Genomic DNA, 13,630 nt, shown 5'->3' on the forward strand with positions numbered 1-13,630 from the left:
TGAGTGTCGCGAACAGCGGAGAATCCGACACTCACCACACCCACGTGAGTCGCCGGAGCCGGACGGGCTCTAGGCTCGCCAGGTGAGTGAACCGCCCCTGCTGCTGCGGCGCGTGCGCCGCCCTGGCAGCGACGACCTGCTGGACGTGCTGATCGCCGACGGGCGCCTCGCCCGGATCGCACCCACCGGTACCGACCTCACGTCAGCGTCGGCCTCGAGGCGGCTGGAATCGACCGCTCAGCCGATCGACGCCGATGGCGCGGTTCTCATCCCGGGTCTGTGGGACGCACACGTGCACTTCCACCAATGGGCGCTGCGCCGCGAGCGCCTCGACCTCAGCCAGGCCGAGGACGCCGGCGCCGTACTTGACGTGGTCCGCTCCCACTCGCGCCAGGATGCCCCACTCGTGGGCTATGGCTTCCGGGACGCCACCTGGCCTGAGCCGCCCAGCCAGGCTGGCCTTGACGCCGTCGCCGGTGAACGCCCGGTAGTGCTGATCGCCTGGGATCTGCACTGTGCGTGGCTGTCTACTGCGGCCGCCCGCTGGCTGGGTGTCCATCCGGACCCTGACGGCGTGGTGCGCGAGGCGGAGTGGTTCGCCGCCTCCCGCCGCCTGGACGCCGCGACCGACAGCGATGACGTGGGCGCCGCCGGTAGGGCAGCTACCGCTGCCGCGGCGCGAGGCGTGGTCGGCATCGTGGACCTCGAGATGGCCGACAACCTCGCCATCTGGCCCGAGCGGATCGCACGTGGAGTCGACACGCTGCGGGTACGAGCGGGCTTCTACCCCGACCGCCTGGACGCCGTCATCCGCGCCGGGCTGCGCTCCGGTGACGTCCTTGATCGCCTCGGCCTGCTCACCGTGGGCCCGCTGAAAGTGATCGCGGACGGTTCCTTGAACACACGGACGGCGTACTGCCGGGATCCGTATGAGGCCCCCCTGCCCAAGGAGCCTCAGGAGCACGCCAGCACCGACGGCGTCCATGGTCACCTCGAATATGACGTCGCCGCCCTCACCCACCTGATCGCCCGCGCCCGGAGCGCGGGCCTGGGCACCGCCGTCCACGCCATCGGGGACGCGGCCGTGACGGCAGCCCTGGACGCCTACGCAGCCGCACGGCCTACCGCTGGGCAGGTGCCGGGACTGCCGGCCAGCATCGAGCACGCCCAGCTGGTGCACCCCGACGATCTGGACCGGTTCGCCGAGCTCGGCGTCACGGCCAGCGTGCAGCCCGAACACGCGATGGACGATCGAGACATCGCCGAGGAGTACTGGCCCGGGCGCACCGGCTGGGCCTTCCCCGTGCGGAGCCTGCTTGATGCGGGCGCACGGGTCAGGTTCGGATCTGACGCCCCCGTCGCGCCCCTGGACCCATGGACGGCGATCGCTGCCGCCGTCACCCGCAGCCGCGACGGACGCCCGCCGTGGCACCCCGAGCACCGGATCGCCCCTGCCCAGGCGCTCGCGGCCAGCACTGCCACCCGCGGGCTCCTCCGGCCCGGAGATGTAGCCGACCTCGCGCTCCTGGACGAGGACCCTGTGCGCTGCGACCCCGCCGTCCTGCGCACGATGGGTGTGCGGGGAACCCTTCTGGGCGGCCGCTGGACGCACAGCGACTGGTGAGGTTCGCCGTCGGCGGTTGAGACGCTCCGACCTGCACCGGCGGGTCTGGCTACGGTGGAGCGCACTGCTGTGCGGGAGGGAGCAATGAACGATCTGCTGTTGATCACGCCGACCCAGGCGCTCGCCGTCGTGCTCGGGACAGTGGGCATGTACGTGGCGATGGTGCTGCTGGTGAAGCTGATGGGCCAGCGCATGCTGGCCACCATGTCCAGTTACGATCTCGCCGCCGTGGTGGCCTTCGGTGCCGTGATCGGGCGCGCCAGCCTGGGGGAGTTCCCGCGCCTGGCCGCCGGGATCGTGGCACTGGCCACCCTGATCGTGCTGCAGGCGGTGGCCGGCCTGGTGCGTACGCATCGGATCGGCCGGCAGGCGATCGCCGTGCCGCCGGTACTCCTCATGGCCGGGGCCACCGTGCTGGAGGAGAACATGCGGCGCTGCCACGTGGTCGATGCCGAGCTGGCCTCACGACTGAGGCAGGCCGGGGTGCGGCACCGCAACGAGGTGGCAGCCGTGATCTTCGAACCCTCGGGGGCCATCAGCGTGCTGCGCCGCGGCGACGGGATCGAGCCCGAGCTGCTCGACGGCGTCCGGGGTGCCGAGGAGATCCCGCCCGAGCTCCTTCGATAGGCGCGTCTGGCCCAACGGCTGTTCACGAACCGATCGGGCGGAGGTATCCGCGCGGTCAAGAGATGTTCACCTGCCGCTGTTGGGGTGGTTCTCGTCCCCGTCTGGCAGGTCCTGGACGGCGCACGTCTGTTTGGTGCGCCGGCAGGTTCGAGAGCAAAGGTCGTCATGCCCTCCGCACACCCTCGCACCTTCGTGCGCTCTACGTCTCGTCGCCGGCCCGCGCGGCTGATCGCGTCCGCCCTGTCCACCGCACTCGTGGCTGGGCTCGCCGCGGCCGCCATCGCGACACCGGCAGCGGCGGACGATATCGCCCCGTTCGACGCGGTCGACCCGTTCATCGGCACCGAACTCGACCTGAGCGAGAACAAGAGCAACGACGCCTACGGCAACACCTTCCCCAGCGGGGCATTGCCGTTCGGGATGGTCCAGCCCAGCCCGACGACGTACAACACCGATCCAGATGCGCATGATCTGGTCCGGGACAAGGGTGGTTACGAGTACACCGCGGACCAGATCCGCGGCTTCGGCATGACCCGCTACTCGGGTACGGGCTGTCACGAGCGCTTCGGTGGCTACGAGTTCCCCACCACGCCGTATGCGGGTGCGCTCGACGAGGGTGTTCTCCCGGTCAGCCCGGCCGTGGACCACCGCAGCTACTTCCTCGACTTCAGCCACGACAATGAGGTGGCGCAGCCGGGCTACTACTCGGTCGAGACCGATAACGGCGTGCTCAGCGAACTGAGCTCGACCACACGGACCGCCGTCAGTCGCTACACCTTCGATGAGAACGGTGACAGCGCGACCCTTCTCCTTGACGCATCCGGGGCCAACAATCGGATTCACGACGTCGTGATCGACATCGACCCGGAGAACCAGACAGTCAGCGGCTGGACCTACGGGGCCGATGTCTGCGACGACGGCACCCACTACCGTGCCTACTTCTCCACCACGTACGACCAGCCGTTCGAGTCCTGGGGCATCTGGGACGGGGCAGAGATGACCGCGGAGGGCACCGCTGCCGAGCGGGTCACCGGCGATGAGGGAGTCGACTTCCGGCACCAGGTCGGCGGCTGGGTCACTTTCGCCGACGGCGCCGAGGTCACTGCTCGCACTGGCTTCAGCTACGTGAGCGCCGAGAACGCGGCCGAGAACCGCGAGGTCGAGGCCGAAGATCTGAGCTTCGACGAGATCCGCTCCCAGGCGCAGGCCGCCTGGGAGGACGCCCTCGGCCTGATCGACGCCACCGGTGGCGCCGAGGATCAGCGCGTCCAGCTGTACACGGCGCTCTATCACGCACTGCTGCACCCCAATATCCATCAGGACGTCAATGGTGAGTACCGCGGCAAGGACGACGAGATCCACACCGTCGAGGCCGGCCGGAACCACTACAAGATCTTCGCCGGCGGCGGCTGGGACATGGTCCGCAGCCACGCCCAGCTCCTCGCGATGCTCTACCCCGAGGTGGCCGACGACATCAATCAGACGATCGTGGACCAGGTGGAGCAGCGGGGGTCCTGGGAGGCCTTCCGCGGGGTGGACAGCTACCAGAATCTGATCAGCACCCTCGACGCCTTCGGCGCCACCGACTACGACCGTGAGGCTGTACTCGCTTCCATCGTGGAGAGCCAGGGACTGCCATCCGAGGACTCCAGCCGCTTCCACGCCTTCCAGTACTTCGCCACCGGCATGATCGAGAACGGCAAGGGTGGAGACGCGACTTCTCGCATTCTCGACCACGCCCTCACCGACTTCTCCGTGGCACAGCTGGCCGCACGCCTTGGCGACGAGGACGCCTATCAGACCTTCATGGCCCGGGCACAGAACTGGCGGATGGTGTTCGACCCCGAGACGCAGGAGATCCGGCCACGCTCGCGCAACAGTTTCGACCGCGGCTTCAACCTGCAAGAGCGCGGCAACCAGTTCCACCAGTCCACCGGCCACCAGTGGAACTGGCATGTGCAGCACAACCTGGGCACGCTCATTGAGATGCGCGGCGGCGCTGAGGCATCGGAGGTCGTGCTCGACCGGCTCATGACTGACCTCGACGCCGGTGCCTACGACCAGTCCGGGAACTATCTCTCGAACCAGCCCGCACTGAGCACGCCCTGGGTCTATCACTGGCTCGGTAAGCCGCACGAGACCACGGACGTGCTGTACCGGGCGATGGACGAGATGTACGGAACCGACCCTGCCGGCCTGCCCGGCAACGACGATCAGGGCTCGCTCAGTTCCTGGGCCGTATTCGCCCAGCTCGGCATCTACCCGGCGATCTACGGGACCGCGAACCTCCTGGTGACCGCGCCGATGTTCGATGCCGTCACGATCACCAGCGCCGATTCCGACCGGGTCTACCAGCTCGACGCTCCGGGCGTCTCCGACGGCGCCCGCTACACCACGGGCCTGAGCGTGAACGGCACGGAGCAGACCGCCTCCTGGGTGGGGGAGGACTTCGCACGCGACGGCGGCACGCTCGCCTTCGAGATGTCCGCCACCCCGGGTGACTGGGGCAGCGGCGAGGGCGATGCCCCGCCGTCCTACACCGACGGAACCGACGCCCGCAACAACGCCGGCACCGTCCCGCACGGCGCCGCGAACATGGGGTCGATGGACCTCAGCGACTGGGCGTTCTCCCGGGACGGACTGGCCGCCGAGGGTGCCGAGCCGGGTGGGCAGCTCCCGCATCCCGACCACGAAAGCCTCGTCTTCACCTGGCCCGAGACCGAACCCGGTGAGCCGGACAACTGGATTCCGCACGGTCAGCGGGTGGAGGTCGAACCGCAGCAGGCGGCGACCGTCTCCTTCCTCGGCCTGGCCACGAACGGCCCGTCCGAGGGCGATGCCACGGTGGTCTACACCGATGGCTCCACCCAGGAGGTGCCGGTCTTCCTGACCGACTGGGCGCAGAGCCCCGGTGGCGGCAACGCCACCGTCTTCGAGGTCGGTAACAGGGTGAACCGCAACGGAGGCATCGGCAGTGGCACTTTCCGGGTGTTCGCCACTCGCCCGGCGGCCATCGATCCGGACAAGACAGTCGAGGCCGTGACCCTGCCGGGTGCCGATCATGGCGGCCTGATGCACATCTTCGACGTCGCACTCTCACCGGAGGCGTGGACGGATCCGAATGCGCCGCTCGGTGATCCCGAGCGGGTCGTGCTCAACCCGAGCGCGGACCCGTCGAGTTCGCAGTATGTGACGTGGCGCTCGCGCAGCCAGAACCCGCTCACGGGTTCGGTCGAGGTGCGCCCGGCTGACGGCGGCGAGACGCAGACGGTGACCGCGGAGCAGAAGCCCGAACGTTCCGTGGGCGGCTACCCGGCCCGGAGCCACAGTGCGCTGCTAGACGGGTTAGAGCCGGACACCGCCTACGAGTACCGGGTGGCCTCGGGAGATCGATGGAGCGAGTGGTTCACCTTCACCACTGCCGCCGAGTCCTTCGAGCCGTACACCTTCCTCTACTTCGGTGATGCGCAGAACGGCATCCCGACGATCTTCCCGCGTGCGATCGAGGCGGCGACGACCGAGCACCCGGATGCCGAGCTCGGCCTTTACGCCGGGGACCTGATCGACCACGCGCCGAACGATCAGCAGTGGACCGACTGGTTCGACGCGACGGAGCCACTGCGCACCGATCGTCAGGTACTGACCACGCTCGGCAACCACGAGATCGGCGGCCAGCCGTTCATCGAGAACTTCACGGACAGCTTCGAGTACGACGCCAACGGTCCGATTCCCGCCGATGCGCGTGAGTACGCGTCCACCCACGGTGAGCACCTGGCCGAGGTGCTCAAGGACACGGTCTACACCACGGATTACCAGGGCGTGCGGTACATCACGCTGAACGCCAACCACGATGACATCTGCCCGATCTCGCGCCCTGCGGGGCAGCCGGACGACTGCGAAGTGAACCGGCAGGCCTGGTTCACGGCGCAGGCGCACTGGCTGGAGCGAGTGATCCAGGAGAACCCGCACCACTGGACCGTGGTGCTGGCCCACCAGCCCATCTTCTCTGTCGGGGTCTCCGGCGGTGGCCTGCGCGACGAAGTGATGTACCGCGAGCACATCGTTCCCGTGCTGGAACGCAATGACGTGGACCTGGTGCTTCAGGGGCACGACCACACCTATGGTCGCGGCGTCCACAACGACTCCCGTACCGACACCGACGGCGTGAGCGCCGGACCGGTGTACGTGGTCGCCAACGCGGGCGAGAAGATGTACGACCTGCCCTCCGATGAGGACAACCGCTGGACGCAGAACAACGCCGACCTGCAGGTCAGGGTCCAGGATGTGGCGACGTACCAGTCCATCCAGGTCGAGGAGAACACGCTGACCTACGAGTCGGTCGCCACGTGGGTCGCACCCCGGGGCGCGGACGGACCGGTCCAGGAAGGAGACACGGTCGATTCGTTCACTGTCACGAAGTACGAGGACGGGACCACGTGGGTCACCGATGAGGGCGTGGACGTGCCGGGCCCGGACGAGCCGGCACAGAACCTCCCGCTGCCCACGCCGGACCCCTTCGACGCCGACACCTACGGAGAGGTTGCCTGGGAGGACGACTTCTCCGAGGACCGGCTCGAGGAGTACACCGTCTATGACGCGGGCTCGGAGCCTGCGGCCGACGTCTCGGTCGACACCGATGCAGGCCTGCTGACGACCTCCGCCGACGATCGGGCGTGGACGCAGCTCGCGCTGCCGGCGGAGGCGGGCGAGCAGTTCGCCCTCGTGGTCGAGCCCGGAACCTTCCTCGGCTCCGGTGTGGACGAGGACAGCCTCTTCCTGGGCCTGACTGCCGGCCCGGACGAGCGGGTGCACTCCTGGTACAACCACAGCCGGGGCGAGCACGGGATCGACGTGCGGCTCGGCGGCGGCAACGACCAGCTAGCGGCCGGACCTGGCCGTCCCTATCCACTCACGTGGGAGCCCGGCGACCGGTTCGCCGTCCGGGTCGATCACGGCGAGCTGACGGTCTGGCTTGAGCAGGACGAGGAGTGGGAGCTGATCCGGCGCGGTCTGCTCGACCTCACGATCGATGCCGAGGCCTACTCCGAGTGGGCTCCGTCCGTGGCGCTGCGCCAGGATGGTGGCGAGATGAGCCTGGACCGGATCACGCTGCTGCAGCCCTCGGACGAGACCGACCCGACCGATCCGACTGATCCGACCGATCCCACGGACCCGACGGACCCGACTGATCCGACCGATCCGACGGACCCGACCGATCCGACAGACCCGACTGACCCGACAGACCCGACTGACCCGGATGACGGCGATGAGCCGGGGGCCGGCGGTCCGTCCGAACAGGATCTTGTTGACGACCTGTTCGGCGCCATCGAGGCCCCGGCCACGATCGTGCGTGGTGCGGACTTCACGGTGACGGTGGGCGAGGCGCATACCGGTGCGGACGTTGCGGCGTACCTGTTCTCGGACCCGGCCGCACTCGGAACTGCCACAGTGGGCCAGGACGGGACCGCCGTGTTCATGGTGCCGGCGGATGTGTCACTGGGGGAGCACCGGCTCGCCGTCTATGGCGCCGACGGCGGTCTGATCGGCTGGGCGGTGACCACCGTCGTGGACCCCGCTGCTGACGCGGAGGATCCGGTCGACGAGAACGACTCGGGCCTGCCGCTTCCCTCCACCGGTACCGAGCTCGCCAGTGTCCTCGGCGCGGTGCTGCTCCTCCTCGTTGCCGGGGCCGCCCTCCTGGTGTGGCGCCGCCGCGGCATGGGCTCGGTGATCCGGCGCGGCTGAACCTGCGAGGGGCACCGGTGCAGCTGTGCCGGTGCCCCTCGGAGTGGACCGATGGCGGGCTAGGCTCAGTGATATGAGTAGGCGCATCCGACCGGTCTGGCTCGCCCTCACGGCGGCGGCAGTACTACTGCCGTCCGTCGCCGGATGCAGCGTGATCGGCCTGGAACCGACCGAACCGCTCGCCTGCGAAGGGGAGAGCGCCCCCACGACGGCGCCCGGTGAGGCCGGTGTATTGCTCACGGTGGCCGAGGGCACGAGCGCCTGGGACCTGGTGACCGTCGTCTACGCCGACGGCGTGGTGGTGCGCGCCGCAGGGGGCTCCAGTGCCGCCGATGTGGAGGCAGCTGAGGCAGCGGCGTCGTCGGCGTCGGGCAGTTCCGACCAGTCCACGGACAGTGCAGCGAGTTCTGGGGATCCCGCGAGCCCGTGGACCACAGGATATCTGCTGCCCTGTGCAGTGGCGGAGCTGCGTGAGCGTGCGGAGAGCTCCCTCTTCGGTAGCCCCGAGTTCGGGCGTGTGGGGGTGCCCGACCAAGAGTGGACCTACTTCCGGTATGACAACGGCATCTCGTCGGCCTCGGCCGAGGTTCATGCGTACGGTCTTGGTCTCACCGAGGGGCTCGAGTGGTCTGAGCGCCGCGCGCGGGACGATCTTGACGCTCTCACCGAGGTGTTGCGGGTCAATCTGGTGCTGACCGATGAGCCAGTTCCGGTCGCCGCCGTGCAGGTGGACGGCGAGATGCCCGAGGGGGCGCAGTTGCCCTCCACCTGGCCGGGTCCCCCGGCCACCGAGCTACTCGGCGACGACGGCTGCGGTGTGGTCGCCGAGGACGGTGCGATCAAGGCATGGGCCTACGCCCTCACGGACGGCCTCGGGGACGCCGGAGCGGAGCTGCACGCGCGTGCCCTCCCGCCGGGTGTCACCGGTTGCGAGTGAGCGCGAACACACGGGCACCCCTGCCCATAGGCGCGGCGCAATGGCGGCCATACCCTCAGATCAACCGTTGAGCGCCGGGCCAGACCTGGCAGAGGGAGAGAACACCGTTGAAGAACGTCACCATGATCCGGGTCCGTCACGCTGCCGCGGTGGCGGGGGTGGGCTCGTTGCTGGCGCTGACCGCGTGCAGCGAATCTCCGGCCGAGGACGAGACCTCGGCTGGATCCCAGGAGGCCACGCAGGACGAGTCCGGGGCGGAGGGTAGCGATGGTGACGAAGGTGCCGTAGCCGAGGACAGCACGGCACAGGAGGAGTCAGCCGATGACGAAGGTGAGGCTGGCGCGGCTGCGGGTGTGGTCGCCCCCGCCGAGGACTTCGACCCGTGCAGCGTCGTCACAGCGGACCAGGTGAGCGGTGTCGTCGACTTCGCCGTGAGCGAGGGGACGGCCGATGACCTGATGGGCTCCCTCACCTGCACTTTCGCCCCGAGCGACGGCCAGGCTGCCAGCGTGCTCTTGCAGTGGGTGCCCGTGGCCAGCGACCTGGACGAGATGATCGTGGCTGCCACCGGCGCCTACGACAACACCAGCGACCCCGAGGACGTCACCGTGGCCGGTACCAGCCGCGCGGTCGCACTCACTGGGGAGACGATGGGCATGACCGCAGCAGTCGTCATCGCCGAGGTGGAGGGTGGCTTCTTCCAGGTGGTGGTCCTCGGTGAGGGCAGCGAGGCCGATCAGGCCGTGGCGCTGACCGAGCTGACCGTCGAGCACGCCTGATCCCGGCGTCGGGGAGTTGCCGTCAGCGGCATCTCCCCGACGTGCTCATGACCGTTTGATCACCTCGTACTCGTCGAGCGCCGCGCGCCTGCTCTGCCCCAGATCGACCATCGGATCCGGATATTCGTCCGTTCCGGCCTCGGGCACCCAGCGGCGCACGTAGGCGCCGTCCGGGTCGAACTTCTTCTGCTGGGTCAGGGGGTTGAAGATCCGGAAGTACGGCGAGGCGTCGGCACCCGAACCGGCCACCCATTGCCAGTTTCCGGGGTTGTTCGCCTCATCGGCGTCCACCAGCGTGTCCCAGAACCATTGTTCGCCGACGCGCCAGTCCACCAGCAGGTTCTTCACCAGGAAGGACGCAGCGACCATACGCACGCGGTTGTGCATGTAGCCGGTGTGCCACAACTCGCGCATCCCCGCATCCACCAGCGGGAAGCCGGTACGCCCGTACCGCCAGCGGTCCAATTCGTCCTTCTGGGGTCGCTCCCAGCCGAAGTCGTCGAACTGCCGTTTCACATTCACCTGCGCGAGATCCTCGGCATGGAAGGCCACATGGTTGTGGAACTCCCGCCATCCCACCTCGCTGAGGAACTTCCCGCTCTGCTGTGTGGCCGCCGGGGAGAGATCGCCGTGCAACCGGTGCCAGATCTGGAACGGGCTGATCTCCCCGAACGCCAGCGAGGGGGAGAGGTGGGAGGTGACGTCCTGGGCCGGCTCGTCCCGGCGCCCGTACTCGGCCAGCGTGCCGTCGGCGAACTCCTCCAGTCGGCGGCGTGCGTCCACCTCACCCGGCACCCAGGTCTCCCGCAGGCCACCGGCCCAGTCTGGGCGGGTGGGCAGCAATTCCCAGGAGTCGAGTTCCTCGGAGCGGATCTCGGGCCCCGGGGCGGCGATCTCACGTGGCTCCGGGACGGGTACGCGAGGGTCTGCCGCCCCCAGGCAGGCTCGCCAGAACGGGGTGAACACCTGGTACGGAGTGCCCGACCCGGTGCGGATCGTCCACGGCTCGACGAGCAGGTTTGCCTGGAAACTCTCCACCTGCAGGCCGTCCTCGCCCAAGGCAGTTTTCAACGCGGCATCCGCATCCCGGCTGCCCCGGCCGTATCGACGGTTCCAGGTGACGGCGCCGGCGCGGGACTCGGCCACCACAGCCGGGACCACATCGGCGGCAGCTCCCCGGCGGAGTACCAGCCGCCCCCCGCGCTCGGCCAGCCGATCCGCCAACTCCGCCAGACTGTGGTGCAGCCACCACCGCGAAGCGCCGCCAAGCGGCCGCACACCCGGAGTGACTTCGTCGAACACGTACAGCACCACGACGCCTTCACCGCGATCGACAGCGGAGCGAAGTGCCGGGTTGTCGGCCAGGCGTAGGTCGTTGCGCAGCCAGAGCAGAGTGGGCGCAGTCACCGGTTCAGTCTGCACCGCTGCACGGGGAGTTGTCTCCACAGACGTCCGGCCCGGTGCGCTCTATCCTTGGCTGACCAGCCCCGGAGGAGGCCGCGTGAGACGCATCGCCCGGCATCTCCGCGTGCTGACGGCGTGGGAATGCCAGTGTCCGGTCTGTGGTTGTTCGGGCCATGACACTTCACGGTGAGTACGAACCCAGTCCGAGCGCGTGGGTCCGCGAGCAGGTCGAGGCTTACGAGGCCAGCGGAGGACGCGAGGCCAACACCCTGAGGGACCGCCCGGAGTGGCCCATCGTGGTGATCACCTCCCGGGGCGCGCGCACCGGCAAGCTGCGCAAGAACCCTGTGATGCGGGTGGAGTCCGGCGGTGTCTACGCGGCCGTGGCATCGAAGGGCGGCGCCCCTGAGCATCCCGTCTGGTACTACAACTTCCTGGCCCACCCGGTGGTCGAACTGCAGGACGGGGACACCCCGCACCTCTACCGTGCCCGGATCGCCGAGGGTGCGGAGCGCGCCGAGTGGTGGGACCGGTGCGTGGCGCTGTACGCGCCGTACGCCGAGTACCAGGAGAAGACCGACCGCCTGATCCCGGTGTTCCTATTGGAGCCGGTCACCGAGTAGGCGGCCCGGACGGCGGACACGTCGCCTCATACATCGTCGCGCGTGGCTCGGTGCATGAGGCGTCGATTGCGTCAGCTCATCGCCGTGCGCATCACCAGGGCGAGGGAGATGGCGCCTGGGTCTGGGTGACCGATGCTGCGCTCGGCCAGCGGCCGGGCGCGCCCGATCCGGGGGGTGAGGTCCGCCGTCGCCTTCGCATGTTCGGTGGCTGTGGCGGCCGCGTCCGCCCACGCCTCCCGCAGTTCGCGGGTGTCCTGCTCAAGCGCTTCGGTGAACGGGATGAGAGCGTCGAGCATCGTCTTGTCCCCGCGTTCGGCCTTGCCGTAAGAGAGCACGTGGTCCAGTGCCGCACGGACGGCGGCCCGCACCGCCGCACCCGACGGCGCCTCCTCGTCCGAGAGGGCACCGGCCGCGGCCCGTAGGCCTGCTCCCCACAGGGCACCAGAGGTTCCACCGGCCCGGTCACCCCACGCGTCCCCGGCAGCAGCCAGGGCCGAGGCAACGCCCGCACCCGAGGAAACGGCTGCTGTCAGTGCCGCGAGTGCGGCATCAGCTCCGTTCGTCATGCCGCGGCCATGGTCGCCGTCCCCGGCGATCGCGTCGAGCTTGCCGAGCTCGTCCTCGTGCTCGTGCAGCATGGCGGCGACCCGGGTACCGATCTCGGTGAGACGTTCCGCGCTCGCTCGGGACTCCTCGCTCGCGGGTGGGTAGGTGACCTCGGCCTTCGCATCGGTTGCGGACCGGGCGCGCCGGGTGGTCGCCACGGCCGCGCCGCGCCGGAACCCGGGGGTCTGCGCCGGGGCGAGCCAGAGTTCCTCCAGCTCGGAGTCCAACCAGAACAGGGTCAGGGATACCCCGGTCATGTCCAGGCTGGTGATCAGCTCCCCGACCTCGGGAGCCACCAGCTCCACTCCGGCTTCCTCGAGCAGCGGGGCGACGCTGTTCCAGAGCACGAACATCTCTTCGTACTTGGTGCCGCCGAGCCCGTTCACCAGCGCCGCCGCCTTCGCGGCGCCCTCGGGGCGTTCGGTGAGCAGCTTGTCCACGAGCATCCGGGCCAGGTCGGAGGCCGGCACAACATCCTGCTCACCGATCCCGGGCTCGCCGTGCACCCCCATCCCCACGCCCATCCGACCGGCCGGCACCGTGAACAACGGCTCGGCGTCCCCGGGCAACGTGCACCCGGCGAATGCCACGGCGAAGGAGAACGTCGCATCGTTCGCACGCTGGGCCACGTCCACCACACCGTCGAGGTCGTACCCGGCCTCCGCGGCCGCCCCGGCGATCTTGAACACCACGAGGTCGCCTGCCGTCCCCCGGCGCTTGTGGCGCTCGTCGGCGCTCGCGGACGTGATGTCATCGGTGACCACCACGGTGCGGGTGGGGATCCCGTCGGCGTTCAGCCGCTCCTGGGCGAGGTCGAAATTCAGCACGTCCCCCGCGTAGTTGCCGTAGGAGAGGAACACTCCGCCGCCGCGCTGGGCCGCCGTGGCCACCGCGTGCACCTGCTGGGTGGAGGGCGAGGAGAAGACATTCCCGACGACGGCCCCGTCAGCCATCCCAGGGCCGACCCAGCCGACAAAGGCCGGGTAGTGCCCGGAGCCGCCCCCGATTACCACGGCCACCTTGCCCTCGGGGGTTTCCGTGGCCCGGATCGCGCCGCCGGTCACCGGCTCCACGGAATCGGCATGCAGTCGGCAGAAGCCGGCGAGCATGTCCTGGGCGAACTGGGTGGGATCGTTGAACACCGTCGTCATCGAGCACTCCTTGTGGTGAGCGACGACGCCGGACGTCCCGCGGCACCGTCGCGCATGGTTCGTGGTGTGAACGCTGCCATCCTGCCCTGTTCTGGCCTCAAGGGCACCTGCCGTACTCATGGTGAGATGGCGGG

At 69.2% G+C, this 13,630-nt stretch carries 8 protein-coding genes; 6 read left to right on the forward strand and 2 right to left on the reverse strand.

Annotation, left to right across the window (positions count from 1 at the left end):
• The first annotated feature begins 82 nt into the window (after positions 1–82).
• The 5 genes from LQF10_RS02065 (at position 83) to LQF10_RS02085 (ending at position 9,712) form a co-directional block, all read left to right on the forward strand.
• Positions 83–1,624: an amidohydrolase gene (locus tag LQF10_RS02065; RefSeq protein WP_231065850.1), complete on the forward strand. Its 1,542-nt coding sequence runs from the start codon at positions 83–85 to the stop codon at positions 1,622–1,624.
• Between the two features lie 84 nt (positions 1,625–1,708).
• Entirely contained in the window at positions 1,709–2,251 is a 543-nt protein-coding gene (locus tag LQF10_RS02070) for a DUF421 domain-containing protein (protein ID WP_231065851.1), read from the forward strand.
• A gap of 165 nt (positions 2,252–2,416) precedes the next feature.
• Positions 2,417–7,996 (forward strand): GH92 family glycosyl hydrolase, encoded by a 5,580-nt coding sequence (locus LQF10_RS02075; RefSeq protein ID WP_231065852.1) that lies wholly within the window; start codon positions 2,417–2,419, stop codon positions 7,994–7,996.
• Between the two features lie 73 nt (positions 7,997–8,069).
• Complete coding sequence (locus LQF10_RS02080) at positions 8,070–8,933, forward strand: hypothetical protein (RefSeq protein ID WP_231065853.1); 864 nt, start codon at positions 8,070–8,072, stop codon at positions 8,931–8,933.
• Positions 8,934–9,040: 107 nt separating this feature from the next.
• A complete protein-coding gene (locus LQF10_RS02085) occupies positions 9,041–9,712 on the forward strand; it encodes a DUF3558 domain-containing protein (protein ID WP_231065854.1) in 672 nt (223 codons plus the stop codon).
• 45 nt (positions 9,713–9,757) lie between these two features.
• Here the strand turns inward: LQF10_RS02085 and LQF10_RS02090 are convergent, their stop codons facing one another.
• Complete coding sequence (locus LQF10_RS02090) at positions 9,758–11,119, reverse strand: cryptochrome/photolyase family protein (protein ID WP_231065855.1); 1,362 nt, start codon at positions 11,117–11,119, stop codon at positions 9,758–9,760.
• A 170-nt stretch (positions 11,120–11,289) separates the two neighbouring features.
• Between LQF10_RS02090 and LQF10_RS02095 the strand changes: the two genes are divergently transcribed.
• The gene (locus tag LQF10_RS02095; RefSeq protein WP_231065856.1) at positions 11,290–11,739 is read left to right on the forward strand and encodes a nitroreductase family deazaflavin-dependent oxidoreductase; all 450 of its coding nucleotides are present in this window, start codon (positions 11,290–11,292) and stop codon (positions 11,737–11,739) included.
• A gap of 71 nt (positions 11,740–11,810) precedes the next feature.
• Here LQF10_RS02095 and LQF10_RS02100 read toward each other — a convergent pair whose 3' ends face one another.
• On the reverse strand, positions 11,811–13,496 hold the full coding sequence (locus LQF10_RS02100; RefSeq protein ID WP_231065857.1) for a dihydroxyacetone kinase family protein: 1,686 nt from the start codon (positions 13,494–13,496) through the stop codon (positions 11,811–11,813).
• Positions 13,497–13,630 lie beyond the last annotated feature (134 nt).

It is taken from the genome of Ruania halotolerans (assembly GCF_021049285.1).
Classification (GTDB): domain Bacteria; phylum Actinomycetota; class Actinomycetes; order Actinomycetales; family Beutenbergiaceae; genus Ruania; species Ruania halotolerans.